Source organism: Ruegeria sp. (assembly GCF_028066395.1).
Classification (GTDB): domain Bacteria; phylum Pseudomonadota; class Alphaproteobacteria; order Rhodobacterales; family Rhodobacteraceae; genus Ruegeria.
On sequence record NZ_JALCBM010000018.1, the window covers coordinates 23,007 to 49,876 of the forward strand.

30 protein-coding genes are annotated in these 26,870 nt (G+C 62.2%); 17 read left to right on the top strand and 13 right to left on the bottom strand.

Features of this window, described 5'->3' with window-relative positions:
• Nucleotides 1-130 precede the first annotated feature (130 nt).
• Together MPJ51_RS08035 and MPJ51_RS08040 are read left to right on the top strand one after the other, a co-directional pair.
• Complete coding sequence (locus MPJ51_RS08035; protein ID WP_298384384.1) at nucleotides 131-943, top strand: protein-disulfide reductase DsbD domain-containing protein; 813 nt, start codon at nucleotides 131-133, stop codon at nucleotides 941-943.
• Between the two features lie 4 nt (nucleotides 944-947).
• A complete protein-coding gene (locus MPJ51_RS08040) occupies nucleotides 948-1,388 on the top strand; it encodes an NUDIX hydrolase (protein ID WP_298384387.1) in 441 nt (146 codons plus the stop codon).
• On the opposite strand, the gene MPJ51_RS08045 is transcribed toward MPJ51_RS08040, so the two are convergent.
• The 6 genes from MPJ51_RS08045 to MPJ51_RS08070 all read right to left on the bottom strand — a co-directional run bounded on the left by MPJ51_RS08045 (nucleotide 1,359) and on the right by MPJ51_RS08070 (nucleotide 8,850).
• Nucleotides 1,359-4,760 carry an efflux RND transporter permease subunit gene (locus tag MPJ51_RS08045; protein WP_298384390.1) on the bottom strand — a complete coding sequence of 1,134 codons (3,402 nt, stop codon included), beginning with the start codon at nucleotides 4,758-4,760 and terminating at the stop codon, nucleotides 1,359-1,361. The genes MPJ51_RS08040 and MPJ51_RS08045 overlap by 30 nt on opposite strands.
• 5 nt (nucleotides 4,761-4,765) lie before the next feature.
• A complete protein-coding gene (locus MPJ51_RS08050) occupies nucleotides 4,766-6,217 on the bottom strand; it encodes an HlyD family efflux transporter periplasmic adaptor subunit (RefSeq protein WP_298384393.1) in 1,452 nt (483 codons plus the stop codon).
• Nucleotides 6,218-6,323: 106 nt separating this feature from the next.
• The gene (gene moaB / locus MPJ51_RS08055; protein ID WP_298384396.1) at nucleotides 6,324-6,866 is read right to left on the bottom strand and encodes a molybdenum cofactor biosynthesis protein B; all 543 of its coding nucleotides are present in this window, start codon (nucleotides 6,864-6,866) and stop codon (nucleotides 6,324-6,326) included.
• Nucleotides 6,867-6,872: 6 nt separating this feature from the next.
• Nucleotides 6,873-7,493: a LysE family translocator gene (locus tag MPJ51_RS08060; RefSeq protein ID WP_298384399.1), complete on the bottom strand. Its 621-nt coding sequence runs from the start codon at nucleotides 7,491-7,493 to the stop codon at nucleotides 6,873-6,875.
• The gene (locus tag MPJ51_RS08065) at nucleotides 7,490-8,089 is read right to left on the bottom strand and encodes a metallophosphoesterase family protein (RefSeq protein ID WP_298384402.1); all 600 of its coding nucleotides are present in this window, start codon (nucleotides 8,087-8,089) and stop codon (nucleotides 7,490-7,492) included. Before MPJ51_RS08065 ends, MPJ51_RS08060 begins: the two co-directional genes overlap by 4 nt.
• Entirely contained in the window at nucleotides 8,086-8,850 is a 765-nt protein-coding gene (locus tag MPJ51_RS08070; RefSeq protein WP_298384405.1) for a uracil-DNA glycosylase, read from the bottom strand. Before MPJ51_RS08070 ends, MPJ51_RS08065 begins: the two co-directional genes overlap by 4 nt.
• 96 nt (nucleotides 8,851-8,946) lie before the next feature.
• On the opposite strand from MPJ51_RS08070, the gene MPJ51_RS08075 reads away from it, so the two are divergent.
• The 9 genes from MPJ51_RS08075 to MPJ51_RS08115 all read left to right on the top strand — a co-directional run bounded on the left by MPJ51_RS08075 (nucleotide 8,947) and on the right by MPJ51_RS08115 (nucleotide 15,050).
• The gene (locus MPJ51_RS08075) at nucleotides 8,947-9,567 is read left to right on the top strand and encodes a scavenger receptor class F, member 2 (protein WP_298384409.1); all 621 of its coding nucleotides are present in this window, start codon (nucleotides 8,947-8,949) and stop codon (nucleotides 9,565-9,567) included.
• A 60-nt stretch (nucleotides 9,568-9,627) separates the two neighbouring features.
• Nucleotides 9,628-10,563, top strand: a complete 936-nt coding sequence (locus MPJ51_RS08080; protein ID WP_298384412.1) for an aspartate carbamoyltransferase catalytic subunit — start codon at nucleotides 9,628-9,630, stop codon at nucleotides 10,561-10,563.
• Nucleotides 10,560-11,078 (top strand): hypothetical protein, encoded by a 519-nt coding sequence (locus tag MPJ51_RS08085; protein ID WP_298384415.1) that lies wholly within the window; start codon nucleotides 10,560-10,562, stop codon nucleotides 11,076-11,078. The genes MPJ51_RS08080 and MPJ51_RS08085 overlap by 4 nt, the downstream gene beginning before the upstream one ends.
• Nucleotides 11,063-11,449: a hypothetical protein gene (locus MPJ51_RS08090; RefSeq protein WP_298384418.1), complete on the top strand. Its 387-nt coding sequence runs from the start codon at nucleotides 11,063-11,065 to the stop codon at nucleotides 11,447-11,449. The genes MPJ51_RS08085 and MPJ51_RS08090 overlap by 16 nt, the downstream gene beginning before the upstream one ends.
• Nucleotides 11,446-12,723, top strand: a complete 1,278-nt coding sequence (pyrC, locus tag MPJ51_RS08095) for a dihydroorotase (protein WP_298384420.1) — start codon at nucleotides 11,446-11,448, stop codon at nucleotides 12,721-12,723. The genes MPJ51_RS08090 and pyrC overlap by 4 nt, the downstream gene beginning before the upstream one ends.
• Entirely contained in the window at nucleotides 12,723-13,328 is a 606-nt protein-coding gene (gene plsY / locus MPJ51_RS08100) for a glycerol-3-phosphate 1-O-acyltransferase PlsY (RefSeq protein WP_298384423.1), read from the top strand. Before pyrC ends, plsY begins: the two co-directional genes overlap by 1 nt.
• Complete coding sequence (locus MPJ51_RS08105; protein WP_298384426.1) at nucleotides 13,325-13,600, top strand: hypothetical protein; 276 nt, start codon at nucleotides 13,325-13,327, stop codon at nucleotides 13,598-13,600. The genes plsY and MPJ51_RS08105 overlap by 4 nt, the downstream gene beginning before the upstream one ends.
• A gap of 174 nt (nucleotides 13,601-13,774) precedes the next feature.
• On the top strand, nucleotides 13,775-14,251 hold the full coding sequence (locus tag MPJ51_RS08110; protein WP_298384429.1) for a YHS domain-containing (seleno)protein: 477 nt from the start codon (nucleotides 13,775-13,777) through the stop codon (nucleotides 14,249-14,251).
• 265 nt (nucleotides 14,252-14,516) lie between these two features.
• Nucleotides 14,517-15,050, top strand: a complete 534-nt coding sequence (locus MPJ51_RS08115) for a porin family protein (protein ID WP_298384432.1) — start codon at nucleotides 14,517-14,519, stop codon at nucleotides 15,048-15,050.
• 42 nt (nucleotides 15,051-15,092) lie between these two features.
• Here MPJ51_RS08115 and MPJ51_RS08120 read toward each other — a convergent pair whose 3' ends face one another.
• Nucleotides 15,093-16,076 (bottom strand): quinone oxidoreductase, encoded by a 984-nt coding sequence (locus MPJ51_RS08120; protein ID WP_298384435.1) that lies wholly within the window; start codon nucleotides 16,074-16,076, stop codon nucleotides 15,093-15,095.
• A gap of 198 nt (nucleotides 16,077-16,274) precedes the next feature.
• On the opposite strand from MPJ51_RS08120, the gene MPJ51_RS08125 reads away from it, so the two are divergent.
• Nucleotides 16,275-17,132 (top strand): DUF2189 domain-containing protein, encoded by an 858-nt coding sequence (locus MPJ51_RS08125; protein ID WP_298384438.1) that lies wholly within the window; start codon nucleotides 16,275-16,277, stop codon nucleotides 17,130-17,132.
• On the opposite strand, the gene MPJ51_RS08130 is transcribed toward MPJ51_RS08125, so the two are convergent.
• Together MPJ51_RS08130 and MPJ51_RS08135 are read right to left on the bottom strand one after the other, a co-directional pair.
• Nucleotides 17,129-18,115, bottom strand: coding sequence for an NAD(P)H-quinone oxidoreductase (locus tag MPJ51_RS08130; protein WP_298384441.1), 987 nt, complete (start codon nucleotides 18,113-18,115; stop codon nucleotides 17,129-17,131). The genes MPJ51_RS08125 and MPJ51_RS08130 overlap by 4 nt on opposite strands.
• A gap of 63 nt (nucleotides 18,116-18,178) precedes the next feature.
• Nucleotides 18,179-18,871: a COQ9 family protein gene (locus tag MPJ51_RS08135; protein WP_298384444.1), complete on the bottom strand. Its 693-nt coding sequence runs from the start codon at nucleotides 18,869-18,871 to the stop codon at nucleotides 18,179-18,181.
• A gap of 112 nt (nucleotides 18,872-18,983) precedes the next feature.
• On the opposite strand from MPJ51_RS08135, the gene rpsU reads away from it, so the two are divergent.
• Both rpsU and MPJ51_RS08145 read left to right on the top strand, forming a co-directional pair.
• Nucleotides 18,984-19,190: a 30S ribosomal protein S21 gene (rpsU, locus tag MPJ51_RS08140; protein ID WP_005614280.1), complete on the top strand. Its 207-nt coding sequence runs from the start codon at nucleotides 18,984-18,986 to the stop codon at nucleotides 19,188-19,190.
• Between the two features lie 295 nt (nucleotides 19,191-19,485).
• Nucleotides 19,486-20,709: a CAP domain-containing protein gene (locus MPJ51_RS08145; protein WP_298384459.1), complete on the top strand. Its 1,224-nt coding sequence runs from the start codon at nucleotides 19,486-19,488 to the stop codon at nucleotides 20,707-20,709.
• Nucleotides 20,710-20,765: 56 nt separating this feature from the next.
• On the opposite strand, the gene ppk2 is transcribed toward MPJ51_RS08145, so the two are convergent.
• Nucleotides 20,766-21,683, bottom strand: a complete 918-nt coding sequence (gene ppk2 / locus MPJ51_RS08150) for a polyphosphate kinase 2 (RefSeq protein ID WP_298384461.1) — start codon at nucleotides 21,681-21,683, stop codon at nucleotides 20,766-20,768.
• 216 nt (nucleotides 21,684-21,899) lie between these two features.
• On the opposite strand from ppk2, the gene MPJ51_RS08155 reads away from it, so the two are divergent.
• A complete protein-coding gene (locus MPJ51_RS08155) occupies nucleotides 21,900-22,739 on the top strand; it encodes a CPBP family intramembrane glutamic endopeptidase (protein ID WP_298384464.1) in 840 nt (279 codons plus the stop codon).
• A 6-nt stretch (nucleotides 22,740-22,745) separates the two neighbouring features.
• Here the strand turns inward: MPJ51_RS08155 and MPJ51_RS08160 are convergent, their stop codons facing one another.
• A complete protein-coding gene (locus MPJ51_RS08160) occupies nucleotides 22,746-23,204 on the bottom strand; it encodes an Lrp/AsnC family transcriptional regulator (RefSeq protein ID WP_298384467.1) in 459 nt (152 codons plus the stop codon).
• 135 nt (nucleotides 23,205-23,339) lie between these two features.
• Between MPJ51_RS08160 and ald the strand changes: the two genes are divergently transcribed.
• Complete coding sequence (gene ald / locus MPJ51_RS08165) at nucleotides 23,340-24,458, top strand: alanine dehydrogenase (RefSeq protein ID WP_298384470.1); 1,119 nt, start codon at nucleotides 23,340-23,342, stop codon at nucleotides 24,456-24,458.
• A 185-nt stretch (nucleotides 24,459-24,643) separates the two neighbouring features.
• Here ald and MPJ51_RS08170 read toward each other — a convergent pair whose 3' ends face one another.
• Entirely contained in the window at nucleotides 24,644-25,471 is an 828-nt protein-coding gene (locus MPJ51_RS08170; RefSeq protein WP_298384473.1) for a mechanosensitive ion channel domain-containing protein, read from the bottom strand.
• 83 nt (nucleotides 25,472-25,554) lie between these two features.
• Nucleotides 25,555-25,983, bottom strand: a complete 429-nt coding sequence (gene mscL, locus MPJ51_RS08175; protein WP_298384476.1) for a large conductance mechanosensitive channel protein MscL — start codon at nucleotides 25,981-25,983, stop codon at nucleotides 25,555-25,557.
• 150 nt (nucleotides 25,984-26,133) lie between these two features.
• Between mscL and MPJ51_RS08180 the strand changes: the two genes are divergently transcribed.
• Nucleotides 26,134-26,832 (top strand): glutathione S-transferase N-terminal domain-containing protein, encoded by a 699-nt coding sequence (locus MPJ51_RS08180; protein WP_298384478.1) that lies wholly within the window; start codon nucleotides 26,134-26,136, stop codon nucleotides 26,830-26,832.
• Nucleotides 26,833-26,870: the final 38 nt, after the last annotated feature.

Consider the following 26,870-nt stretch of genomic DNA (forward strand, 5'->3'; position numbering starts at 1 on the left):
CTTTGCTACCCCACAACAATGGCCCTGTGTGGCAGGGATTGGCAAGGGATCAGCGGCGATTCTGCCATATTTCTATGCGGTGACCGGAACGTGACTTGGCAATTCGGCCCGCAAGGCGCATCTATAAGCCATGAAGACGCTCTGGAAACCCGCCGCAGCCGCCATGATCGCCGGCTTGTCCCTGACCGCTCCTGCCGGGGCGCAGGGTCTGGATCAGCTTGTTCAGCTAGAGGTTCTGGATGGCGGCAAAACCGCCAACGGCACCTATCAGGGGGCCTTGCGCCTGACCCTGAAGGATGGCTGGAAAACCTATTGGCGCGCGCCGGGCGATGCGGGCATTCCGCCGCATTTTGACTGGAGCGGGTCCGGCAATGTCGGCGATGTTTCGATCACCTGGCCCGCACCGCATGTGTTCGACCAGAACGGGCTGCGGTCCATCGGCTACGAGGATCAACTGGTCCTGCCGGTCGAAATCACGCCGAAGAACCCTGCCAAGCCGGTGCGGCTGCGCGGTCAGATGGATTTCGGCGTCTGCAAGGATGTCTGCATACCGGGCCAGCTGGGTTTTGATCACACGCTGAATGCGCAAGCAGGCCGCAACCCGACCATTGCCGCCGCATTGGCGCAACGCCCCTTTTCGGCCAGCGAGGCCGGGGTTGCCGGTGCATCCTGTCATCTGAGCCCCACGCAAGACGGCATGCAGATCGAAGCGCGCATCACCATGCCCCCCGCAGGCGGCACCGAGGTTGCGGTGATCGAGCCGGGCAACCCGGCGCTCTGGGCTTCGCAATCGCAGGCAGAACGGCACGGGGACACCCTGATTGCCCGGACCGAGGTGATCAACGCCTCGGGCGCGCCTTTCGCGCTGGACCGGTCCGAGGTACGGATCACCGTTCTGGGTGCCAGCCACGCGGTGGACATTCACGGGTGCAGCGCGGGCTGACCGCATGAGCCGAACCCCCAAAATCGGAGCATTGGCCGTGGTCCTGCACAAGGGCCGGGTTCTGCTGGTGCAACGCAGCAAACAGCCGGACGCGGGCCTTTGGGGCTTTCCCGGCGGTCATGTGGAATGGGGTGAGACGGTCTTTCAGGCCGCCGCGCGTGAATTGCTGGAAGAAACCGGCGTCACCGCACAGCCGCTCTGTTACCTCGACAATCTCGACCTGCTGCGCCGGGATGACAGGGGACAGGTGGTGTCGCATTACCTGCTGGTGGGCGTGGCCTGCCAGTACATTGCGGGCACGCCGGTTGCCGCCGATGACGCACTTGATGCGCAGTGGTTTCCGGTGGACCGTATCCTGAGCCACGACCTGCCGATGAGCGACCGGGTCCCCGACCTGCTGCAAACGGCGCTTGAATCAGGCCCCGGCCCGACCGGAAAGCCGTGAATAGAGCAGGCCCGACAGGCTGACCCCCAGCATCAGGATCACCGCCGCCCCGGCGACAAAGACCCCCAGCCCCATTTGCAGCGCCTTCGGGCCGTCCTCGCCGGGGTAGAAATCCGCGACCATCGCGAAGGGCGCGCCGGTCAGTGCAGGCCAGACCATCGAGGCCCCCAGCCACCCCATCAGCGCCAGCCCGGTGATCGTCACCGCGCCCCGCACCACCCGGTCGGGTGCCCGCAGCGCACGGCGCATGGCCGTCATCGGGCGCGCCACATCGTTCAGGATCGCCAGCAGCGCGGGCACCAGCAACAGCACCAGCAACATGCCGAAGCCCAGCCCGTAAACCAGCGTGATCACCGTCGGTTTCAAAAACTGCGCCTGTTGCGAGGTTTCATACATCAGCGGCGTCAGCCCCAGAACCGTGGTCAGCGTGGTCAGCATGACCGGGCGCAGACGATCCGCCGTGCCCTCGACAATCGACGGCACCAGCCCGCGCTCGCGCTGATAGGCATCAATCGTGGTCACCAGCACAATCGAGTCGTTGATGATGATCCCCGTCATCCCCAGCAGGCCCACCACGGTGAACATGCTTAACGGCACATCCCACAGGTAATGCCCCCAGATCGCGCCCACCAACCCGAAGGGAATGATCGCCATCACCACCAAAGGCCGCGTCCAGCTGGCAAAGACCCAGGCCAGCACCAGATAGATGCCGGTCAGGCACAGGATCAGGCCGGTGCGGGCCTCGGCCAGAAACTCATCCTCTTGCTCGCTCAGGCCCGCCATGCGCCATTCGACCTGCCGTTCCGAGGCAATGTTGGGCAGGATATCCTCGCGCAGGGCGCGGGCGATCTCGGCGGCTTGCGCCGGATCATCCTCGGAAATGTCGCCATTGACGGAAATGATCCGCAACCCATTCTCGCGCCTTATGGTCGAAAAGCCCGATTTCCGCTGGACCGAGACGATATCCGCCAGCGGCACATAGACCCCGTCGGGTGAGCGCATCAGCGTGCGTTCCAGAAAATCGGCGGTCAGCTCGGCCTCGGGCAGTTCCACGCGGATCTCGGTGCTGCGCGGGCCGTCGGGGAAGGTCGCGGCCTCGATCCCGTTCAGGCGATCCCGCAGCACCCGGCCCAGGGTTTCGATGCGAAAGCCCAGCGCCTCGCCCTGCGCGGTCATGTCCAGAATGAACTCTTCCTTGTCATAGGCCAGATTGTCCTCCAGCGCCGAAACCTCGGAATATTTGGACAGCGCGGTCTGCAAATCCTCGGACGCGGATTTCAGCGTGTTCACATCGGCGCCGAAGAACTGGACGTCGATGGCATCGCCACCCGGCCCCGAGCGCCAGCCGCGGAAGGTGAGCAGTTCGACCTTGGGATGGCGCGGGACGAAATCCTGCAGCTCGCCCACGAATTCGAAACTGGAATAGGGGCGCAGGTCGGCGTCGATCAGTTCAATGGAGATACCACCCAGCAGATCGGCATCCTTGCCATCCGCCGCCGCCAGCCCGAACCCGGCGGACCCGCCAACCTCGGCCAGCACATAATCGATGGGATTGCGACCGTGACGTTCTTCGTAAATCTGGCCCAGCTCTTCGGTGGCCTGCTGGACCATATGCATCATTTCCAGCGTTTCCGCCCGCGTGGCGCCTTCGACCATGATGAAATTGCCGGTGACCGAGCCACGCTCGGGCGCGTTGAAGAACCGCCAGTTCACGTCGCCCCGGATGAACAGCGCGATCTGGCTGGCAAACACCACCAGCATCAGTGCCACAACCACGTAGCGCGCCCAGATGACCCAGGCGACCAGCGGGCGGAACAGGCTGTCACGCACCCAGCGGAAGCCCCGGTTCACCACCCGGTTGGGCCAGTCATACCAATGTTCCTTGGCCGAATGGGCGATGGCATGGGCCATGTGATTGGGCAGGATCAGGAAACATTCGATCAGCGAGGCGATCAGTACGGCGATGACGGTAAAGGGAATGTCGCGGATCAACTCTCCGAACCGGCCACCGATGGCGGTCAGGCCGAAAAAGGCAATCACGGTGGTCAGTGTTGCGGCAAATACCGGCATTGCCATGCGCCGCGCGGCGCGTTCGGCGGCCACCACCGGGGGCTCGCCCAATCGGCGGGCGCGGAAATCGGCATGTTCGCCCACCACGATGGCGTCATCGACCACGATGCCCAGCGTGATGATCAGGCCAAACAGCGACACCATGTTGATCGACAGCCCGCCCAGATACATCAGCGCAATGGCCGCCGACATCGCCACCGGAATACCCGCCGCCACCCAAAAGGCGATGCGCGCATTCAGGAACAGAAACAGCAGGCAGACCACCAGCCCCAGCCCGACCAGCCCGTTGTCGACCAGAATATCCAGACGGTCAGTAATGGCCTGCGCCCGGGTGCGGATCAGCTCAATCATGATGCCCTCGGGCAGGCTGGCCTGCAGCTCCTGCACCACGTCCTCGACCGTGCGCTGAATGTCGATGGCATCCCCCAGATTCGAGCGATCCACCCGGATCGACATCGCCGGGTTGTCACCGACAAAATAGCTGCGACTGCGGGCCACCCCTTCGATCCGGATCGTCGCCACATCACCCACAACCAGCTTGGAGCCATCGGCAAAGGTCCGCAGCGCGATGCCTTCGATTTCCTCGGGCGTGCGCTTTTCCGCGCCGGTGCGGATACGGGCATTGGCGCCGGTCACGTCACCGGCAGGGCTGGCGGTGACCTCTGCCGCGATGGCCGAAGAGATCTCGGACATCGTGATGTCATTGGCGATCAGCTGCGCTGTCGGAACCTCGACTACGATACGGGGGGCGGCCAGACCGCGGATCGTGGTCCGCGTCACGCCCGCCACGAACAGACGGCCGATCAGTTCATCGGTGAATTTCGCCAGTTGATCCGATTCCACCGGCCCGGTGATGACCACATCCGTAACCCGATCCCGCCAGGCCGAGCGGCGAATGCTGGGTTCCTCGGCATCCTCGGGCAGGTTGGTCACGCTGTCGACGGCGGTTCTGACCTCTTCGACCGCGCGGGACATGTCCCAATTGGGCTCAAACTCGACATTGATACGGACGGACCCCTCGCGCGAGGTCGCCTCGGTGCCGCCAACCCCTTCGACCGCGCGCAGTGCCGGTTCCAGCAGTTGCACGATGCCGTTATCCACATCCTCGGCACCCGCGCCGTCCCATTCGACATCGACATTGACGCTTTCCAGGATCACATCCGGAAAGAACTGCGCCCGCATGTTGGGAATGGCCGCCGCGCCCAGTACAAGCATGACCAGCAGCAGTAGGTTCGCGACCGTCCGGTGTCGGGTGAAGTAGCTGAGGATACCCCCCGCCGCGCCGGGAATGTCGCGCATCATCGCCGTCAGCCTCCGGCCCGGGTTTCAAGCCGCTGGACAAGGGCGACGGGCACGCTGGTTTGCTGAAGCTGGCCCAGCACCCGATCCTTGACCGCCTGCGGCATCCGCGCGCTGGCCTCGACCTGCGCCACCAGTTCGGCGCGTTTTTCATCCGACAGTTCGACCATATCGGGCTGGGCCACACTGGCCTCAACCCGCAGCGGACGCACCCGGACGCCTGATCCCAGCAGCGGAGTGCGACCAATCACAACCTCGCGCCCGGCCAGCCCTTCGCCACGCAGCAGCACCTCATCCCCTTGTCGGCGGACCAGTTGCACAGGCAACGGCTCCAACCGGTCATCTGCGCCCAGCACCAGCACATTCCCCGTGGCGTCCAGCACCGATGAGGGCAAGCGCACCACATTGTCCAGCGCCTGTTCTTCGACCGAAACAGTAACGAAATCGCCCGGTTTGAATCCCGGCGCATCGTCAAGGCGGGCATAGACCAGACGCCCGGTCTGCCCCTCACCCGCAGCGCCGCTGTCGCGGCTGATCCGCCCGGTAGCGACCAGATCGGTTCCTGTGACCTCAAGCGAGACAGTCACCGGCGCAGAGATCAGATCGCCCTCGTCATCCAGCAGCCGCACGAATTGCGCGGTCGATATGCGAAAGGCGACCTCCAAGGCGTTGGGATCAACCAGTTCCGCCAGTTTTTCATTGGCCGAGACCAAACGCCCTTCGACCAGCGTAACCTCGGTCAATGTTCCGGCGAAACGGGCGTGAATGGTCATGTCACCCAAATCACGCTCGGCCCCTTCAAGGGCGATCCGGGCGCGGGCCAGCAGAGTTGTTGCCTGATCGACCCGCGATTCAGCCTGCGCCAGACCGATCCGGCTGGACAACACCGCCTGATGGGCCGAGGTCGCGGCCAGTTCAGCCTCTTCCACGGCAGCCGCCGCACCGACGCCGCGTTCCTGCAAATCACGCTGACGTTGCAGGGCGCGGTCGCGCAATGCGGCCTGAGCTTGCGCCGATTTCAACTCATCCTGCGCCAGCAGCAGGGATCGTTCGGCATCGCGTTCTTCGAATTGTGCATCCAGCAGGTCGGATTTGGCCCGATCCAGCGCCGATTGCGCATCTGCCGGGTCAAGCCGGACCAGCAATTCGCCGGCGGACACCGAGCCGCCATCCTGAAAATCATCGGCCAGCGCCACGACACGTCCGCCAAGGGCTGCGCGCAGCTCCAACCGGCGGCGGCTTTGGACCTGACCGAATGCCTCAAGATAAGGGGTTACCGTTTCCGGTTCCGCCGTGCGGACGCTGACGGCAAACACCCGCTCGCGCGCTTCGGGCGCACGGTCATCGCGGGCCAGCACGTCCTGCACCGCGCCTGCGATCATCTGAACAGCCACAAACAGCAGGGCCAGCGTCAGCGACGCCAAAAAGACACCCAGAAGACTCTGCCGCAAGAATCGCATGTATTATTCACCCCGGTTGCAATGGGCTGCCTGCCGCAAAATGTAGCTGGACGGCGAAATATGCCAAGCCACAAAGCGGTTATGAGAAGTTGAACGTTGGACCAGTCTACTTCCGTCGCAGATGTTCGTCCAATCGGGGCATGATTTCCACGAAATTGCAGGGGCGATGCCGATAATCCAGCTGTTTTTCCAGAATCGCATCCCAGGCATCCTTGCAGGCCCCGGGGCTGCCCGGCAGGGCGAACAGATAGGTGCCCCCGGCCACGCCACCCGTGGCGCGCGACTGTACCGCCGAGGTGCCGATCTTTTCCATCGACACCATGGTGAAGACGGTCCCGAACGCCTCGATTTCCTTGTCATAGACGTCGCGATGCGCCTCGACCGTCACGTCGCGACCGGTCAGCCCGGTGCCACCGGTCGAGATCACCACGTCGATCTCCGGGTCGGCGATCCACAGGCGCAGCTGGGCCGCGATCTGGGTGCGTTCGTCATGGATGATCTGCCGGTCCACCAGAACATGCCCGGCCCGTTCGATCCGGTCGGCCAATGTCTGGCCCGAGCGGTCCTCGGCCAGCGTCCGCGTGTCCGAGACGGTCAGAACCGCCACACGGACGGGAATGAATTCCATGGTTTCGTCAATACGCGACATGTGGCGTCAGGCCTTTTCCAGAATGGCAAGCCGGATCGCGAGGGCGGCAAAGATACCCCCCGTGATCCAGCCCAGAATGCGCGAGGCGCGCGGGTTCGAGATCAGCACCTTCCCGGCCCCACCGGCAAAGATGCCGACCAGACCGTTCACCACGAACCCTCCAACCGCGATGATCACGCCGAAAATCAGGAACTGCGGCAGGATCGGGCCTATAGCGGGGTTAACGAATTGCGGGATGAAGGCCAGCACGAACAGGATCACCTTGGGGTTGGTCAGGTTGACCAGCATCCCGTCGCGAAAGGCCGACCGTGCGGGCCTGCCCGGCGCATCTGCCGCAATCGCTCCGTTCCGAATGGCGCCCCACGCCAGATACAGCAGATAGGCCACGCCGACCCAGCGGATCACGTCGAACAGCCATGGTAAAGCCGCAACCGCCGCGCCAAGGCCAAGCCCGGCCAGCAGAACATGCACTATCAACCCAGCCGAGACCCCTGCACTGGCGGCCATCGCGGGCCGCGCACCGGACCGCAGCCCTTGGCCGAAACAGAACATCATGTCGGCACCGGGGGTAAAGTTCAGCGCCATGGCCGCAGGGATGAAGGCCAGCAGGGTTACGGTTTCGATCATGCGTTCACCTCGAACCAATTGGGGGTAGGGCCAAGATTGGCGATCTGCGTGCGCCCGATGGACCCGCGATAACCCCAGCTGTCATGAATATGGCCGCAAAAGGCATAGGCGGGCTGGATACGTTCGATGGCATCGCGCACCGCGACCGAGCCCACCGACATACCTTGCGATGTCCGGTCGCCATACCCCTTGGGCGGAGAATGCACGATCAGAATATCCGCACCCTCGCACCGATCCAGCAATTCGGCAGCGGCACCTTCGGTCAGGTCGCAGGACCAATCGCCGAAGGGTGTGACCGGCACACCGTACCCCAGCCCGAACAGGCGCAGCCCGTCCAGTGTCATGCCCGCGCCGTGCAGCACATGCACGCCGTCAGGGGCAGCCTCGGTCAGTTCCTCGGCGCTTTCGGCGTTGCCGGGCACCAGAACCAGCGGGGTTGTGATGCCTGACAGCATCCCCATCGCCTCATCCAGACCCTGCCGCATGTTGCAATAATCCCCGGCCCCGATGACCAGATCCGCCTCGGCGCTGGCCGTCACCAGATCGGCAGCGCGGTTGCGGGCCATATGCAGGTCGGAAAAGGCCAGAACCTTCATGATCCGGCCCCCAGCTTGGCCCGCAGCTCCAAAAGATCGGCCCAGGCCTGCCGTTTCATCTGCGGCTGGCGCAGCAGGTAGGCGGGGTGGAACATCGGGATCACCGGCAGGCCCAGCGCCTGATCCCAGCGCCCGCGCAGCCTTGTGATGCCGCGTTTGCCCAGCACCGCCTGACAGCTGATATTGCCCATCACCACCAGCACCTCGGGCTTGGCCAGCGCGATGTGGCGGTCCAGAAATGGCTTCATCATCCCGATCTCTTCGGGTTTGGGGTCGCGGTTCTGCGGCGGCCGCCACGGCAGCACATTGGTGATGTAGACGTTTTGCGTGCGATCCAGATCAATCGCCGCCAGCATCCGGTCCAGCAATTGCCCGGCGCGCCCGACAAAGGGCTTGCCCTCGCGGTCCTCATCCCGGCCAGGGGCCTCGCCCACGATCATCACCGGCGCGCCGGGAGTGCCATCGGCAAACACCAACTGCCGCGCGCCGCGTTTCAGATCGCACAGATCAAACGCATCCATCGCCGCACGCAGCTCGGGCAGCGACCCGGCGGATTTCGCCGCCTGCTGCGCCATTGCAGCGGCATCCACCTGTGCGGGCTTGGCCGGGGCCGCAGCCGCCGCCGGTTTCTTCGCCTTGGGTGCAGTGTCTGGCAGCGCATACCGATCGACCGGAGCGTCCCCGATCGCGTCGGTCACGCCCAGTTCGACCTGCCATTCCAGCAGGGCGCGCGCAGTGAGATGATCCAGGCCCGATTCCATACGATCAATTTACCTGCCTGAGAGCCGATGGAAAGCGAATAGACCTTGCCATGGCGCTCGGTCGCACCGACCATTGTATCTACCATGGTTTCATTCGTGCGAATTTTATTGGTCAGCGTACTGCTGTTCCTGACCAGCGGGCCGTCCGCATTGGCCCAGCTGCACGGCAGGGATGGGCAATGCCGCGCCGGTCAGCTGCAGTGTGGGCGTGGCTGCTGCCCCGCCGGACAAAGATGCAGCTTCGATGGCCGCTGCATCCCGCCCGGTCACACCTATTGCGGCGGCGGACGCACCTGCGGCCCGTTCGAACGCTGCGTCGCGGGCGGCGCACGCTGCGCACCTGCGGGGGCCAATAAATGCACGTCACGCCTTGATTGCCCCGGCGGTCATATCTGCAACGGGCGCAGAGAATGCGAACGGATCACGCCGGAATTCGATCCGGGCACAGCGAACCGAAGGCTGCCCAGCGTCTGCGACAATGGCTCGGTCTGCGCCGCCGGATCATCCTGCCTGCCGGGCGGAGGATGCACCGAACCCGGCTGGTATCTGTGCGAGGAAACCGGATCGCAATGCCGCACCGGGTTCAAATGTTCGCAGCATCAGGGCTGCGTCCCGATCAAGGCCATCGACTGCGGCTATGGCAAATGGTGCAAACCCGGCGAGCAATGCCTGCCCGGCGGCGGGTGCGAGAAACTGCCCGAGGGGACGGAACCTTAGGTTGCCTACACGCGCGGACCTTCTTATAAGCGGCCCGATTGTCAGACAGGAGCCCGCCACATGCGTTTCGCCCATCGTCACCTTCTTGGCATCGAGCATCTGTCGCAATCCGATATCACCGCCATTCTGGATCTGGCCGAGAAATATGTCGACCTGAACCGGCAATCGGCCAAACATTCCGACGTGCTGTCGGGGCTGACACAGATCAACATGTTCTTCGAGAACTCGACCCGCACGCAGGCCAGCTTCGAACTGGCGGGCAAACGGCTGGGCGCGGATGTGATGAACATGGCGATGCAGGCCAGTTCGATCAAAAAGGGCGAGACGCTGATCGACACGGCGATGACGCTGAACGCGATGCACCCCGATCTTCTGGTGGTGCGGCACCCACATTCCGGCGCGGTCGATCTGCTGGCGCAGAAGGTGAATTGCGCCGTGCTGAACGCAGGCGACGGGCGGCATGAGCATCCAACGCAGGCGCTTCTGGATGCACTGACCATTCGTCGCGCCAAGGGCCGCCTGCACCGGCTGAACATCGCCATCTGCGGAGATGTCGCGCATTCCCGCGTGGCCCGGTCGAACCTGATCCTGCTGGGCAAGATGGAAAACCGTATCCGGCTGATTGGCCCTCCGACCCTTGTGCCCGGCCAATTCGCCGAGTTCGGTGCCGAGATTTATGACGACATGAACGAGGGTCTGAAAGACGTCGATGTCGTGATGATGCTGCGCCTTCAGAAGGAACGGATGGATGGTGGCTTTATCCCGTCTGAGCGCGAATACTATCACCGCTACGGGTTGAACGCAGAAAAGCTGGCGCTGGCCAAACCCGATGCCATCGTCATGCATCCCGGCCCGATGAACCGGGGGGTCGAGATTGACGGCACGCTGGCCGACGACATCAACCGGTCCGTCATTCAAGAGCAGGTGGAAATGGGCGTCGCCGTCCGCATGGCCGCGATGGAACTGCTGGCCCGCAACCTGACCGAGGTCGCATGAACAAGCAGACCATCGCCCCCCACGAACGCGGCGTGGTGCGCCTGTTCGCGCTGGACATGCGCCCGGAAGAGGCGAAGTTCCTGCGCGAACCCGGTGCCGCCGAACAGGTTCTGGGCGTCGCCGGGCTTGACCCGGAACAGATCGACATTTTCCCGGTCTCGGACCTCGAAGACCTCGGGCTCTATGGCTACCTGAACGAGGGCTGCGGTGTATCTGGGGATCAACTGGACCGGGTCGCGCTGAAAGCCATCGACGGCTGGGTCATGGTCCTGCGCAGCGCCGCGTTCCACGGGCGACCGGCCACGCTGATCCCCGACCGCCGCATCCGCCTGATCGGGCTTTACACCGAAGAGGCGACAAACTGGACCGGCAGCCCGATCCCCACCGAGAGCGCCAAGCCGTTCTCGGCGCCGCAAACTCCGGTTGTCAGCGACACACCGCGCCGCATCGGCTTGGCCCTGATCGTGGTGCTGGCCATTCTGCTGATCGGAGGTGCCCTGTGGCTGATCCGATAAGTTTTGCTGCCGACAAAGGGACCTACATCCGCACAAACGCATGGCTCGCCGCCGCAGCCATGGCGGGCGCAATGATCGTGCTGTGGCTGATCGGCAATCCGTATATCTGGACCGGCGCACCCGCTGGGCTGGCCGCCATCGGGCTGCGCGCGTGGTATCTGGCCTCCGAAGAACTGACCGCCACGTGGCAGATGACCGACACCACGCTGACCGGACCCGGCCCGCGCAAGGTGCCGCTGAACCAGATACAGGCGGTCAACACCATGGGCAGCTATGTGCAGATCGTTACCAAAACCGGCGACAAGCATCTGATCAAGTATCAAGCCAACCCCGCCACCACCAAAGCCGCCATCGAAAGGGCAATGTCATGAGCACTCTTGTCTTCACAAATGCCCGCCTGATCGACCCCGAGACCGGAACGGACAGCCCAGGCTGGTTGCAGGTGGTCGATGGCCGGATCACGGCGCTCGGCGAGGGGGAGGCCCCGGCATCGGATACGCAAATCGACTGCGGTGGTCACTGTCTTGCCCCCGGTATCGTCGATATCGGCGTCAAGGTCTGTGAACCGGGCGAGCGCCATAAGGAAAGCTATAAATCCGCCGGGCTGGCAGCGGCGGCGGGTGGGGTGACCACCATTGTGACCCGCCCCGATACCCTGCCGGCGGTCGATACGCCGGAAACGCTGGAATTTGCGACCCGTCGGGCGCAGGCGGATGCCCCTGTCAATGTGTTGCCCATGGCCGCGCTGACCAAGGGTCGTGACGGGCGTGAGATGACCGAGATCGGTTTTTTGCAGGATGCCGGTGCGGTGGCCTTCACTGATTGCGACCATGTCGTCGTCAATACCAAGGTATTCTCTCGCGCGTTGACCTATGCGAAATCCTGCGGCGCGCTGGTGATCGCACACCCGCAGGAACCGGTCCTCAGCGCCGGGGCTGCCGCCACCAGCGGCAAGTTCGCCGCCCTGCGGGGTCTGCCCGCCGTCTCGCCCATGGCAGAACGCATGGGACTGGACCGCGACATCGCGCTGCTGGAGATGACGGGCGCCGCCTATCACGCCGACCAAATCACCACCGCCCGCGCCCTGCCCGCGCTGGAACGAGCCAAGCGCAACGGGCTGGATATCACCGCTGGAACCTCAATCCATCATCTGACGCTGAACGAGCTGGACGTGGCCGACTATCGCACCTTCTTCAAGGTCAAGCCGCCGCTGCGGTCCGAAGATGACCGGCAGGCGGTGATCGAAGCGGTGCGGACCGGCCTGATCGACACGATCAGTTCCATGCACACGCCGCAGGACGAGGAAAGCAAGCGCCTGCCGTTTGAAGAGGCGGCCTCGGGCGCAGTAGCACTGGAAACCCTGCTGCCTGCGGCGCTGCGGCTGTATCACGCGGGGCAGCTGGATTTGCCGACCCTGTTCCGGGCGATGGCGCTGAACCCGGCCAAGCGGTTGGGCCTGCAATCCGGGCGGCTGGCCACCGGAGCGCCCGCCGATCTGGTCCTGTTCGACCCGGATGTGCCCTTTGTGCTGGACCGTTTTGCATTGAAATCGAAATCGCAGAATACGCCGTTTGACGGCCAGCGGATGCAAGGTAAGGTCACCGCAACCTATGTTGCAGGCCAAGAAGTCTACCGGAGAGGCTGATGCCCGAATTTGACAGTACAACGACCCAGCTGATCCTCTGGGCCGCGCTGGGATATCTGATGGGCTCGGTCCCTTTTGGCATGATCGTCGCGCGGGTCATGGGGCTGGGCAATCTGCGCAATATCGGGTCCGGCAATATCGGCGCGACCAACGTGCTGCGCACCGGCAATAAGGGGGCCGCCGCGCTGACCCTTCTGTTCGATGCGGCCAAGGGTGCGGTCGCCGTGCTGCTGGCGCGCGCATTGGCCGGAGAGGACGCGGCCCAGATCGCTGCGCTGACTGCCTTTCTGGGCCATTGCTTTCCGGTCTGGCTGGGCTTCAAGGGCGGCAAGGGGGTTGCCACCTTTCTGGGCCTGTGGCTGGCGCTGGACTGGCGCGTCGGCGTCGCCTGCTGCCTGACCTGGCTGGCGGCGGCGGCGATCTGGAGGATATCCTCGGTCGGCGCCTTGGCCGCAGCGGCGCTGTCGACCACATGGGTGATGCTGCTGACCAATGGGTCGACCTTTGTTCTGGGGATCATTCTGACCCTGCTGGTCTATTGGCGGCACAGCGCCAACGTGGCGCGCATCAAAGCGGGAACCGAGCCGAAAATCGGCAAGTCGTGACCCCGCCAGACAGTTTTCTGACCGCCTTCTTCGCCCTGCCGCAGGGCACCTTAACCGGCCACGCTGGGGACCGGCACTATGTGGCGTCGCGATCCGTGCTGGCGGGCGGGCAATCCCACAAGCTGGTGGCGCATGAGCTGGGCGGGAAAGACTATATCAGCCTCAACCTCTATCTGACGCGGTCGGGCAAGGCGCTGCTGCGCCCGTGTGAAATGCCTGCCGAAAAGGTTGTGGAATTCGTGCTGTCCCTGCGGCCCAACGTGCACATATGAACAAATTGTATTCATTGGCGCACAATCACAATTGATTGTTTTGAACGTGATCGACCCGCCGCCCAACTGTCCTGTTGTGACGGCCAATTTCCGACCGCACGGACAAAAATCAAAGGGTTGCCCCGGCTCGTATTGCAGGTGCTTCAGGTGGCCCAATTCACGAAAGGTGAAGTCATGAACAAGATCAAATCCATCATCGGCGGCGTTGCGCTGTCTGTTGCCATTGCAAGCTCGGCCCTGGCCGCTGGCGTTGAACTGAACGCAAGCTCGACCGGCCTGGCGATGCAGGGCTATGACCCGGTTGCCTATTTCACCGAAGGCGCACCGACCAAAGGCGACTACCGCATCTCGACCCTGCACAACGACGCGCTGTATCGTTTTGCCAACGAGGAAAACAAAGCCGCTTTTGAAGCCAACCCGGAAGCATACCTGCCCGCATATGGCGGCTACTGCGCATTCGGCGCAGCCATGGGCTTCAAGTTCGACGGTGATCCGACCTACTGGAAAATCGTTGACAACAAGCTGTACCTGAACCTGTCGAAAGACATCCAGGAACGCTGGGAAGGCGATATCCCGGGCTTTATCGAACAAGCCAGCACCAACTGGGAAGACATCGCTGACAAGACCCCTGCGGAACTGCAGGCGCAATAATCCGCTGAAAATTTTCAGCGCATCGGCGGCGGATCGCATCCGCCGCCGTTCGTCATTTGAAGACCCTGCGCCCCGGACATATCTGAACCGCCAGATAAGCGTCCAATTTCAATGGGCCCGCGCTGCATCGACCACAGGTCACGCACGCACCCCGAGCGGGATACGGAATTTTCAGTGATCTGGCCCCAGGGCCGGACCGTATATCTAAACACAAACCTGTGAGCCATTCGGGCTGCAGGGCAATTTTTATGAAGAGGAATAACAGATGACTGGAAAACTGGCACTCGCCACCGCTGTTACGACTTTGGTCGCCGGATCGGCGCTGGCGCAATCCTCGGGCAACTGGACCGGCTTTTATGGCGGCGCACAGATCGGCTATGCAGATATTGACACCAGCGCGCCCGGGGTCAGTGGCGACGGTCTGATCGGCGGCCTCATTCTGGGTTACGATTATGATCTGGGCGACTGGGTGGTCGGCGGCGGCTTTGATTATGACTGGTCCGACGTGGACCTGTCAGGCGCGGCCACGGTCGAGAATGTCTGGCGGCTTAAGGCGCGAGCCGGGTACAAGGTGAACCCGCAGGGGCTGGTCTACGGCACCGCCGGGTATGCCGAGGCGGATACCGACACGCTGGGCAGCGACGATGGCTGGTTCATCGGCGCGGGTTACGAACAGATCGTGGCCCCCAATATCAGCGTCGCGGGCGAGATCCTGTATCACGAGTTCGACAATTTCAACTCAACCGGCGTGGATGTGGATGCCACCACGGTCCAGATCCGCGCGGCCTATCGGTTCTGATGTAAACAACAGCCCCGGCGAATTGCGCCGGGGCTGATCTGATCACGGCTCCAACACCGTGCTGCCCGTGGTCTGGCGCGCCTCAAGCGCGCGGTGGGCGTCGGCCACCTGCTCCAGCGTGAAGGTTTGTTCGACGTGGATTTTCACCTCACGCCCGTCCACCTTGCCGAACAGTCGCCGCGCCATGGCCTGGCAGACTGCAGGGTCCGAGATATGGGTGAACAGGGTTGGCCGCGTCAGCTTTAGCGACCCTTTCTGTGCCAGAAGCCCAAGCTCTACCGGCGGCACCGGGCCCGAGGCATTGCCGAACGAGATCATCATGCCCAGCGGTTTAAGGCAATCCAGCGAGCCCTGAAACGTATCCGCCCCTACCGAATCCATCACCGCGTCCACACCCTTGCCGCCGGTGATCTCGGCCACGCGTTCAACAAAATTCTCGGTCCGGTAATTGATGCAATGGGCGGCCCCGTTGAACTGCGCCAGGCTGCATTTTTCATCCGTCCCGGCGGTGCCGATCAGAGTGATGCCTTCGGATTTGGCCCATTGGCAGGCGATCAGACCGACACCACCCGCCGCCGCGTGAAACAGAACCGTGTCGCCGCGTTTCAGGGGTGTTGTGCGGTGAAACAGATACTCCACCGTCATCCCCTTGAGCATCATCGCCGCCGCCGTGCGAAAGGAAATGCTCTCGGGCAAGGGGCAGACCTGCGCGGCGGGCATCACGCGGGCCTGCGTATAAGCGCCGGGCGGGGCGGCGGCATAGGCGGCGCGCTGGCCGGGCACCAGATGGGAAACACCTTCGCCGACCGCTTCGATCACCCCCGCGGCCTCCATCCCCAGCGCGTGGGGCAGGTCCAGCGGATACAGCCCGCTGCGCTGATAGACATCGATAAAGTTCAGCCCGCAAGCATGATGGCGGATGCGCACCTCACCGGGGCCGGGATCGCCCACCGCGCGGTCCTCGACCCGCAGAACCTCGGGGCCGCCGGTTTCATGGATGACTACGGTTCTTGCCGTTTGCTGCATGATGCTCTCCCTGCTGGTTTCAGGCAAAGCTAACACGCCTGCGCGACAGGGCAATGGACCCGCTCACGCATCAATGAGCAGACAAATAACAGAAAATGTGCTAAAGTTGTATTAGGCGTTGCCGGATCATCCGGTCACGGGCAACTTTTGACACCGGATGCATCCCGCAGCACACCCAAATCAGGGAAGGGGATGATCATGGACAAGACGATCGGTAATCCAATCAGCTGGATCGCCCGAAATCTGGGCGCGACCGGAGATCACGTGGCTGAAAGCGTCTCGACCCTCGGCAGTTCTGAGGCACAGGACATGCCGATGGTGCAGACCTTGACGATGCAGGATTTGCGCGCCTGTCTGAAAGCCGGGTATCGCGATTTTCTGGAAACCCGGGCGGATGCGATATTCATCGTGCTGGTCTATCCCATCGCCGGGCTGCTGATGTTCGGGATCGGGTTGAACATGGACATGATCCCGCTGCTGGCGCCGCTGATTGCCGGGTTTGCCCTGATCGGACCCGTCGCCGCCGTTGGCCTGTATGAGATCAGCCGCAAACGCGAACAGGGCGGCACAGCGCATTGGCTGGACGCGTTCGGCGTCTTCCGATCGCCATCGTTCGGCGCGATTCTGGCGCTTGGGTTCTATCTGGTCATGTTGCTGCTGATCTGGCTGATGGTCGCGCAGAGCGTCTATGTCCAGACCCTGGGCCCCGAGCCGCCAACCTCGATCACCGCCTTTGCCGCGCAGGTCTTCACCACCGGCGCGGGGTGGGCCATGATCATCTTCGGCACCGCCATCGGTTTTGTCTTTGCCCTGATCGCGCTGGCTGTCAGCGTCGTCAGCTTTCCGCTGTTGCTGGACCGCAAGGTGGGCCTGCCGGTGGCCGTTGTGACCTCGGTCCGTGTGCTGCGGCAAAACCCGGGTGTCATCCTGACATGGGGCTTCATCGTCGCGGCGCTGCTGGTCCTTGGGGCCATTCCGCTGCTGCTGGGCCTGATCGTGGTCATGCCCGTGCTGGGGCATGCCACGTGGCACCTGTATCGCAGGGCTGTCGCTTAACCGCCGACCTTCAGGACGATCTTGCCGATATGGCCCGAGCTTTCCATGCGCGCATGGGCGGCGGCGGCCTCGGACAGATCGAATTCACTGTCCATCACCGGGGCGACTTTACCGGCCTCAAGCAGCGGCCAGACCGCTTCGCGTAAATCCTGCGCAATACGTGCTTTGGCCAGATCACTTTGCGGGCGCAGGGTGCTGCCGGTCAGAGTCAGGCGTTTGACCATCATCAGGGCAAAGTTCAGCTCGACCACCGGGCCTTGCAGAAAGGCGATCTGGACCAGCCGCCCATCCTCGGCCAGCGCCTTCACGTTGCGGGGAATGTAATCGCCGCCCACCATGTCGAGGATCAGGTTCGCGCCGCCCTCGGCCCGCATGGCGGCCACGAAATCCTCATCCCGGTAATTGATCGCCTTTTCGGCGCCCAGTTCAACGCAGGCCGCGCATTTCTCATCCGATCCGGCGGTGGCAAAGACACGCGCGCCAAAGGCATGGGCCAGTTGGATCGCCGTCGTCCCGATCCCGCTGGAACCGCCATGGACTAGAAAACGCTCACCCGCCTGCAGGCCACCGCGCGTAAAGACGTTGGACCAGACGGTAAAGAATGTCTCGGGTAGGCAGGCGGCCTGTTTCAGGCTCATGCCGTTGGGCACGGGCAGGCAATGGGCGGCGGGCGTTGCGACATATTCGGCATAGCCACCCCCGGGCAGCAGGGCGCAGACCTGATCGCCAATGGCCAGACCTTCGACCCCCGGCCCGACCGCGACCACCTCGCCCGAGGCTTCAAGCCCCGGCAGATCGCTGGCACCCGGCGGCGGATCATAAGCACCCGCCCGTTGCAGCGCGTCCGGACGGTTCACCCCGGCATAGGCGACTTTCAACACGACCTGACCATTGCCGGGCTCGGGCATGGGCCGTTCGGTCAGTTGCAGAACATCCGGGCCACCGGGTGCGGTGATTTCAACGGCGCGCATCGTCTGGGTCATCGTATCGGTCTCCTTTCCCCGTTGCCTAACAGGCATCGGGTCAAAGGCCCAGTCGATTATGCGTTATTTGCGAGGCGTCAAAGACCCCGGCAGGTCGGCGTTCATTTTGGACGGTGCCTTGACCTGCCCCGCCAGCCAGTTCGGCACCGCCAGAAACGGTTTCAGCAGCGGGTTGCCGTTGACCTGCGCCTTGAGCTTTTCGAACTGCATCACGCCTTCGATCCGGCGGTCCAGAAACTCCCACGTGGCCTGATGATCGGGGCTGTCATCGCCCAGCCAATACAGCAGGGTCGAGGAATAGACCGCCGACAGAGTCGCGCGTTTGGAATACCAATTCACGTCCTCGGACGTATCGCCCAGCGCGGTCCAGATGTGATCGCAGGTGCCCCAGACCGCCTTGGCCCCGTCAGCCGCATGCATCGGCAGCGCAAACAGCGTCACACCCCGGCGCACCGCCTCTTTGTCCGAGACCGCCTGAAGGCGAAAGCGGACGGCGGCGGCGATCTTGTCGCGGAATTTCAGCCCGCTCAGATCCTCGGCCTCGATTCGCCGCAGCATCTCGGCATCGCCGCGTGCGTGAAAGGCCAGCGCCAGATCAACCGCGCCGCGTGGGCAGATGGCGCGGGCCAGACCGTCCTCCAGTCCGGTATCCACAATCGCCTCGCGAAAGCTGGTTTCGGACCAGCCGTCAAAGGGCACATGGCCCAGCATGGCGTCCAGCAATTGCTGTTTGGCGTCTTCATAGGTCACGGTCATGGCGGTTCTCCGGCGTTGCAGGCCCAGTACTAGACAAGTTAGGCACGCTTTGCTATACGGCCACCTCCTGCAATTTCCTTGCAACTCTATCTAGAAAGGTGGTGACAACCACATGCAGGTTAGTGTTCGCGACAATAACGTCGATCAGGCGCTTCGTGCCCTGAAGAAAAAGCTGCAGCGCGAAGGCGTGTTCCGTGAAATGAAGCTGAAGCAACATTTCGAGAAACCGTCCGAGAAAAAAGCGCGCGAGAAAGCTGAAGCGATCCGCCGTGCCCGTAAACTGGCACGTAAGAAAGCACAGCGCGAAGGTCTTCTCTGAGACCCGAGACTCGTCCAGCTTTGGATGACACTATTTGACGACCCCCGAGGCCCCGCCCGGGGGTTTGTCGTTTTCAGGTCAGTAAGAATCTGCCGGTTGCCGGACATGCGCAACGCGGCAACCTGCCGATCGGGGCGTTGCCCGTTTTGTCGGCATATTACAGCACAGCGAATCCCCGTTCGGTTGCATTCCCCTGCCGAAAAACGCCCATGCTTTGCGCGCCTCTGTTCAGTCTTTGATGCGGGCCGGTAACTGAGCCCGTCCACTCAGACATAACAATATACGGAGGCACATCATGTCCACAGCAAGCACGGTCGAACTGGAAATGCTGGCGTTGATCAATCAGGAACGCGCAGCGCACGGGCTGGACCCGTTGCAATTGGAAACCCAGCTGAACGAATCGTCCGAGGATCACAGCACCTGGATGCTGGATACCGACAATTTCAGCCATACCGGATCGGGCGGTTCCACTGCCACACAACGGATGGAGGCCGCCGGGTTCGACTTTACCGGCAACTGGCGCTCGGGCGAGAATATCGCCTGGCAATCCGAACGCGGTGATCCGGGGATCAGCGACGATGTCGCGCAACTGCATGAAAACCTGATGGCCAGCCCCGGCCACCGGGCCAACATCCTGAACCCTGATTTCAAATATATCGGGATCGGGATTGAAACCGGCGATATGCAGGGTTTTGACGCGGTGATGGTGACACAGAATTTTGCCACAACCGATGCGATGGTGATGCTGGATAATGGTGCGCCCGCAACGGATGAAGATGTCAGCCAGCCCGCTGACCCCGTGGTCGCAACCCCCGATCCGGACGTGACGGACCCGGCCAACCCGGTGGTCGAACCGCCGGAACAACCCGCCGAAGACCCGGTCGCCGAAGTCGAAACGCCAGAGCCGGAAACGCCAGTCACGGAAACCGATGATCCTGAAACGCCCACAGGTGAAGTGGTCGAGGATGATACACCCGCCGAGGATACCCCTGTCGCCGAAACCGAAGAGCCGGAAACACCGGCCGAAACCCCGGATGACGAGGTGGTCGAGGACGACACGCCAGTGGGCGAAACACCGGAACCGGAAACCCCTGTTGCCGAGACCGAAGATCCAGAGACCCCGACCGAAACACCGGTCGACGACGTGGTTGTCGATGACACACCCGTTGACGAAACGCCCGAGCCAGAGACCCCGGTCGCGGAAACTCCGACCGAGACACCAGACGAAGACGTGACCGAGGTCGAAACCCCGGCCCCGGAAACGCCCGAACCCGAAATGTTCGACGTTCAGGCGTTTCTGGCTGAGATTGAGATGCTTCTGACCGATCTTCGGGACCGTTTGAACCAGTTCGACTGGGACAGGGCCTATGGCAACGATCCCGCAGCGGATGAGTTTGAACTGGTGACGGATGTGGATGACAGCGACGCTATGACGCCAACGGACGAGGTCGATATCGTCCGGGATGACTATGGCGATTTCACCTATTTCGAAACCACCTGCATGATGGATTTCGGCTAACGATCCATCCGGCGCGCGAGGAACATCCGCCCCCCTCGCGCGCCAATCCTTTGGTGCTAGTACACCTTGGGCACATACAGCTCATCCGGCAGGATGCGCCGTTCGTATTCCGGGTTATAGCGGCGGTCGGGCAGGTTGACCTTGTCCTGCGGAACATCCTCGTAGGGGATTTTGGTCAACAGATGCTCGATGCAGTTCAGGCGTTCGCGTTTCTTGTCATTGCCTTCAACGATATACCAGGGGGCCTCGGGAATGTTGGTGCGGAAGAACATGTCCTCCTTGGCTTTGGTATAAGCCTCCCACCGGACACGGGATTCCAGATCCATCGGTGACAGTTTCCACTGTTTCATCGGATCATGGATGCGCATCAAAAAGCGCAGCTGCTGTTCCTCATCGGTGATCGAGAACCAGTATTTCAGCAGAATGATCCCCGACCGGACCAGCATCCGTTCAAATTCGGGAACGTCCTGAAAGAACTGCTCCACCTGATCTTCATCGGCAAAGCCCATCACCCGCTCGACCCCGGCGCGGTTGTACCAGGACCGGTCGAAAAACACGATCTCCCCGGCCGCAGGCAGATGCGGCACGTAGCGCTGGAAATACCACTGGCTTTGTTCCCGGCGGCTGGGTGCGGGCAAGGCGACCACGCGCGCCACACGCGGGTTCAGGCGCTGGGTGATCCGTTTGATCACGCCCCCCTTGCCGGCGCTGTCCCGGCCTTCGAACAGGATGCAGACCTTGGCACCGGAATGCACCACCCAGTCCTGCACCTTGATTAGTTCGGCCTGCAGACGCAGCAGATTGCGGAAATAGGTCTTGCGGTCCAGCATTTCCGGATGCTGGCCCTTGTAGATCCTGCGGACCTCCATCGACAGCATCGGCTCGCTGAACTCGATCTCGATATCTTCGTCCAGCGAATCCTCAAGCTCGGCCTCAAGCCAGTCTTTGGACGTGTCGTTCCTGTCCTGTGCCAAGGTTCGCTCCTTATCTGTCAACGGCGGCGCATTCTAGCGGGGCTGTGTAACCGGCAGATGTCACCGCCGTCTGACATGAATGCCTGTTGCAAAACCTGAATGTGGCCCGGTCCGGCGCGGGATACAAGCGGTGGAGGTGCCAAAAGCCCCCGATTCACACCCTTGCTATTGCCCCTGCGCAGCCTGCATCACTATCCGCAGAACCTGGAGAGTATTGTGACAGTCTTTTTCGCATCGCTGCCTGTGATCTGGCCCTGGCTGATCCTGATCACCGCCCAGATCGCCACCCTGACCCGGAATTGGTGGTTGGGCCTGGGGTTGCTTGGCCTGTTCGGTCTGGTGGCGCTGTTCACCGGCCTGATCACGGTGACGGCTGTTGCAGTCATGGCTCTGGGCCTTTTGGGCGCGGCCTATCTGCCACGGTTGCGCGGAGGCGCGGCCCTTGCGGGTCATCTTGCGTTGGTCGCATGGAGCCTTGCCCTGGGGGCGCACCTGCTGCCCGGAGTGCACAACCTGCTGGTGCTGGATCAGGTCCATGCGGGACCGGGCAGTGCGCCGTTCACGATGTATCTGAACCTCGACAAACCCATGGTGTTCTTCACGGTGCTGCTGGCCTGGCCCGCGATCCTGAACGGCGGGTCCACTCTGAGGGTGTGGCCGCTGGTTACCGGTCTGACCCTTTTGCCCGCCCTACTGCTGCTGGGGGGCCTATCCGGCGCGGTCCGGCCCGAATTCGGCCTGCCACCGTGGTGGCTGATCTTTGCCTTGTCGAACCTGTTCCTGACCTGCCTGACGGAAGAGGTCTTTTTTCGCGGCTACCTGCAATCCGTCATAGGTGCCCGTCTGGGTGCGGCAACCGGGCTGATCGCGGCCAGCCTGTTGTTCGGTCTGGCCCATTTCGGCGGAGGGCCCGTGTTGATCGGCTCCGCCACCCTTCTGGGTCTGGCCTGCGGTCTGGGCTATTGGGCGACCGGGCGCCTTTGGGTGCCCGTCCTGATGCATTTCACGTTCAACATACTGCACCTGACCCTGTTCACCTATCCCGGTCCAGCGTGAGCCACTTCAAACCGGCAGCGCCGTGGTCTTGAACACGGTGCGTAGCGCGAATGAGCTTTGCATCTGCGCCACACCGGGCAGGCGCGACAGGTATTGCCGGTGAATGCGCGCGAAATCCTCGGTGTTTTCGGCGACGACCTTCAACAGGTAATCCGCCGATCCGGCCATCAGATGGCATTCCAGCACGTCCGGTATCCGGGCCACGGCTTTTTCGAACCCCTCCAGCACCTCTTCGGCCTGCCCCTGCAAGGTGATCTCGACAAACACGGTGGTGGGGACGTTCAGCTTGCGGGCGTCCAGCAGGGCCACATAGTCCTTGATATAGCCCTCACTTTCTAGTCGCTGCACCCGTCGATGACAGGCCGAGGGCGACAGATTTACCTGATCGGACAGCTCAGCATTCGACACCCGCCCTTTGCGCTGCACAACGGCAAGAATCTTTCGATCGGTTGCATCTATACTCATTGGCGCACATCCATTGCGTGATTTAGATTATTCGTCGAATAATCTCCCATAGCGTCACGCATTGGCAAGCAGAGTTTCACAGAAATTGCGTCGCCATCTGCCCATAATTTGGGCAGTTTATGGACGGAGACTCACATGAAAATCGGTTGCCCCAAGGAAATCAAACCTCAGGAATTCCGTGTCGGTATGACACCGAATGCCGCGCAAGAGGCCGTGGCCCGTGGCCACGAGGTCATTATTGAAACAGGTGCCGGTCTGGGCGCAGGCTTTGACAACGACGCTTATGTCGCCGCCGGTGCCAGCATCGTTGACACCGCAGCCGAGGTCTTTGCCTCGGCGGACATGATCGTCAAGGTCAAAGAACCCCAGGCGGTCGAGCGCAAGATGCTGCGCGAAGGCCAGCTGCTGTTCACCTACCTGCACCTGGCACCCGATCCGGATCAGACCCATGATCTGCTGGCCTCGGGTTGTACCGCGATTGCCTATGAAACCGTAACCGACCGCAATGGCGGCCTGCCGCTGCTGGCCCCGATGTCCGAAGTTGCCGGTCGTCTGGCTCCTCAGGTCGGATCGTGGACCCTGCAAAAGGCCAACGGTGGCCGCGGTGTTCTGATGGGCGGCGTCCCGGGTGTTGGCCCGGCGAAGGTCATCGTCATCGGCGGCGGTGTTGTGGGCACCCACGCAGCCAAGATCGCGGCCGGCATGGGCGCGGATGTTACGGTTCTGGACCGCTCGCTGCCCCGCCTGCGGTATCTGGATGATGTGTTTGGCGGTACGTTCAAAAGCCAGTACTCGACCGCAGGTGCCACGGCTGAGCTGATCCAGGACGCTGATATGGTTATCGGCGCGGTTCTGATCCCCGGTGCGGCAGCCCCCAAGCTGATCACCCGTGAGCAACTGTCCACCATGAAACCCGGCGCGGTTCTGGTTGACGTCGCCATCGACCAGGGCGGCTGCTTTGAGACCTCGAAGGCCACCACCCACGCCGAGCCGATCTATGAGGTCGACGGTGTCATGCACTATTGCGTGGCCAACATGCCGGGTGCGGTTGCACGCACCTCGACCATCGCGCTGGGCAACGCGACCATGCCGTTCATGCTGGCGCTGGCCGACAAAGGCTGGAAGAAAGCCTGTCAGGACGATCCGCACCTGCTGGCGGGCCTGAACGTGCATGCCGGTCAGCTGACCTATGACGCGGTTGGTGTCGCACTGGGCTTGGACGTTGTTTCTCCGGAAGAGATCGTCAACGCGTAAGGGCTCCCGCCCCTGAAAGCCTCCTCTGACGGGGAGGCTTTACAGCGTTGGGCCGGGCGCCGCGCGATGCGCGGCGCGGGATCAGCCCACAACCGTTGCCACAAGAACAAAGGCGCCGCGCATTGCGCGGCGCCGGGCCCAACCGGAGGAGGGCATTTCCAATGCCCGCTCGACGGGCGGGAGCGTTAACCCTTTTTCTGAATCTCGACCGAATGCGGATAAGGGATGGATACACCCTTGGCATCAAAGGCCTCTTTCACGGTCTTGGTCAGTTCGAACTTCACATCCCAATAATCCGCCGCGGCGCACCACAGGCGCGCCGTCAGATCGACCGAGCTGTCGCCCAGATTGGTCACCCGCACCCAAGGTTCCGGATCGCTCATGATGCGCTCATCCGCCTTGGCGATGTCCAGAATGATCTGCATCGCCTGATCCGCACTGTCCCCGTAATCGATGCCAAACACCAGATCGACCCGGCGCGTGTCATGGGCCGAGTAGTTGGTGATCACCGATCCCCAGGCTTGCCCGTTGGGCACGATGATCTGCACATTATCCGGCGTGACCAATTCTGTGGTGAACAGGTTCAGATCCTTCACTGTGCCCGCGGTGCCGCCGATATCCACATATTGACCCAGCTTGTAGGGCCGGAACACAACCAGCATGACGCCAGCAGCCAGATCGCTCAACGTGCCTTGCAACGCCAGACCGATAGCCAGCGAAGCCGCGCCCAGAATGGCGACGATACTGGTGGCCTCGATCCCGAAGATGCCCAGCACGGCGACCAGCACCATGGCCAGAATGGCCCATTTGATCATGCTGGCGGCAAAATTGCCCAATGTCGGGTCGATCTGAGGCGTGTTGTTGATGCGACGGCGCACAACACCCGCCACAACCCCAGCCACGATCCAACCCAATATCAGGACAATCAGAGCCTTGCCCGCATTCAACAGGACCGGCAAATACCCGTTCGCCATGTCCATCGCCTGATTTGCCATTTCGATCGTCTGATCCATCTTGGCTCTTTCCTTTTTCAATCAATCCAGAAAAACGGACCCCGCCTGTTCAGCGGGGCCCTGTCTTGCGCTTATCGCAATGACTATTTTTTCAGAGCATCTCGGATTTCCATCAGGATATCCAGTTCGCTCGGACCCGCAGGTGCCGCTTCGGCCTCTTCTTCCTGCTCGGCGGCTGCATCCTTGACCCGGTTGACCATCTTCACCAGCATGAACACGACCCAGGCGATGATCAGAAAGTTGATGATCGCCATGATGAAAGCGCCATAGGCAAAGACCGATGCGCCGGTCTCCCGCGCGGCCTCAAGGCTTGCACCTTCGGCAACATCGCCGGCCAGAACTGCATAGTTGTTGGTAAAGTCGATCCCGCCCGTGAACAGCCCGATAAGCGGGTTGATCAGATCACCCACCAAAGATGTAACGATTGCGGTAAAGGCCGCGCCGATGATGATACCAACTGCCATGTCCATGACATTGCCCTTGGCAATGAACGTCTTGAATTCCTGAATCATATCTTCCCTCTTTCCCGTTTGTTCGGCACTTTACGCCTCTGTTCGCGCATGGGCGCAGGGCAATTGTGCGCTAATTGCACTATTAAATGTATGTTTTTATGGGAAAGCGCGCCTATTTTTCCCCGAACAGACCTAATTGCAGGAGTCCCCATGCCCCCCTTTGCCCCCTATTCCATCACCGACAAGTGGCCCGCCAAAGATCCTTCGGTCATTCAGCTTTACTCCTACCCCACGCCCAACGGCGTCAAAGCCTCGATCATGCTGGAAGAAACCGGCCTGCCGTATGAGGCACATCTGGTCACGCTGGCCGATGCGGATGTCAAAAGCCCCGAGTTTCTGTCGCTGAACCCCAACAACAAGATCCCCGCCATCATCGATCCGAACGGCCCGGACGGCGCGCCCATCGGCTTGTTCGAAAGTGGCGCGATCCTTCTGTATCTGGCGGAAAAATCAGGAAAGTATCTAGGCGAAAGCACGTCCGACAGGCACCGCATCACCCAATGGCTGATGTATCAGATGGGCGGCGTTGGCCCGATGTTCGGGCAGCTGGGCTTTTTCCACAAATTCGCCGGCAAGGACATCGAAGACCCCCGCCCCCGCGAACGTTATGCCAACGAGGCCAAGCGCCTGCTGAATGTCCTGAACACCCAACTGGACGGGCAGGACTGGATCGCCGGGGACTATTCGGTCGCCGATATCGCCATCGCGCCCTGGCTGCGGGCGCTGGATTTCTACGGCGCGAAAGAGATGCTGGGCTGGGAGGATTATTCCCATGTGGTGGCTTATCTCGACCGCTTCCTCGACCGCCCCGCCGTGCAAAAAGGTCTGGCGATCCCGGAACGCGGCTAAATCGCCGCCTCCCGAAGGTGGATGCCAGCCCCGGCATC

Bases quoted from the DNA above. Each gene is read 5' to 3' on its own strand.
- MPJ51_RS08035 (WP_298384384.1), top strand. From the start codon at position 131: ATGAAGACGCTCTGGAAACCCGCCGCAGCCGCCATGATCGCCGGCTTG.
- MPJ51_RS08040 (WP_298384387.1), top strand. From the start codon at position 948: ATGAGCCGAACCCCCAAAATCGGAGCATTGGCCGTGGTCCTGCACAAG.
- MPJ51_RS08045 (WP_298384390.1), bottom strand. From the start codon at position 4,760: ATGATGCGCGACATTCCCGGCGCGGCGGGGGGTATCCTCAGCTACTTC.
- MPJ51_RS08050 (WP_298384393.1), bottom strand. From the start codon at position 6,217: ATGCGATTCTTGCGGCAGAGTCTTCTGGGTGTCTTTTTGGCGTCGCTG.
- moaB (WP_298384396.1), bottom strand. From the start codon at position 6,866: ATGTCGCGTATTGACGAAACCATGGAATTCATTCCCGTCCGTGTGGCG.
- MPJ51_RS08060 (WP_298384399.1), bottom strand. From the start codon at position 7,493: ATGATCGAAACCGTAACCCTGCTGGCCTTCATCCCTGCGGCCATGGCG.
- MPJ51_RS08065 (WP_298384402.1), bottom strand. From the start codon at position 8,089: ATGAAGGTTCTGGCCTTTTCCGACCTGCATATGGCCCGCAACCGCGCT.
- MPJ51_RS08070 (WP_298384405.1), bottom strand. From the start codon at position 8,850: ATGGAATCGGGCCTGGATCATCTCACTGCGCGCGCCCTGCTGGAATGG.
- MPJ51_RS08080 (WP_298384412.1), top strand. From the start codon at position 9,628: ATGCGTTTCGCCCATCGTCACCTTCTTGGCATCGAGCATCTGTCGCAA.
- MPJ51_RS08085 (WP_298384415.1), top strand. From the start codon at position 10,560: ATGAACAAGCAGACCATCGCCCCCCACGAACGCGGCGTGGTGCGCCTG.
- pyrC (WP_298384420.1), top strand. From the start codon at position 11,446: ATGAGCACTCTTGTCTTCACAAATGCCCGCCTGATCGACCCCGAGACC.
- plsY (WP_298384423.1), top strand. From the start codon at position 12,723: ATGCCCGAATTTGACAGTACAACGACCCAGCTGATCCTCTGGGCCGCG.
- MPJ51_RS08110 (WP_298384429.1), top strand. From the start codon at position 13,775: ATGAACAAGATCAAATCCATCATCGGCGGCGTTGCGCTGTCTGTTGCC.
- MPJ51_RS08115 (WP_298384432.1), top strand. From the start codon at position 14,517: ATGACTGGAAAACTGGCACTCGCCACCGCTGTTACGACTTTGGTCGCC.
- MPJ51_RS08120 (WP_298384435.1), bottom strand. From the start codon at position 16,076: ATGCAGCAAACGGCAAGAACCGTAGTCATCCATGAAACCGGCGGCCCC.
- MPJ51_RS08125 (WP_298384438.1), top strand. From the start codon at position 16,275: ATGGACAAGACGATCGGTAATCCAATCAGCTGGATCGCCCGAAATCTG.
- MPJ51_RS08130 (WP_298384441.1), bottom strand. From the start codon at position 18,115: ATGACCCAGACGATGCGCGCCGTTGAAATCACCGCACCCGGTGGCCCG.
- MPJ51_RS08135 (WP_298384444.1), bottom strand. From the start codon at position 18,871: ATGACCGTGACCTATGAAGACGCCAAACAGCAATTGCTGGACGCCATG.
- rpsU (WP_005614280.1), top strand. From the start codon at position 18,984: ATGCAGGTTAGTGTTCGCGACAATAACGTCGATCAGGCGCTTCGTGCC.
- MPJ51_RS08145 (WP_298384459.1), top strand. From the start codon at position 19,486: ATGTCCACAGCAAGCACGGTCGAACTGGAAATGCTGGCGTTGATCAAT.
- MPJ51_RS08160 (WP_298384467.1), bottom strand. From the start codon at position 23,204: ATGAGTATAGATGCAACCGATCGAAAGATTCTTGCCGTTGTGCAGCGC.
- ald (WP_298384470.1), top strand. From the start codon at position 23,340: ATGAAAATCGGTTGCCCCAAGGAAATCAAACCTCAGGAATTCCGTGTC.
- MPJ51_RS08170 (WP_298384473.1), bottom strand. From the start codon at position 25,471: ATGGATCAGACGATCGAAATGGCAAATCAGGCGATGGACATGGCGAAC.
- mscL (WP_298384476.1), bottom strand. From the start codon at position 25,983: ATGATTCAGGAATTCAAGACGTTCATTGCCAAGGGCAATGTCATGGAC.
- MPJ51_RS08180 (WP_298384478.1), top strand. From the start codon at position 26,134: ATGCCCCCCTTTGCCCCCTATTCCATCACCGACAAGTGGCCCGCCAAA.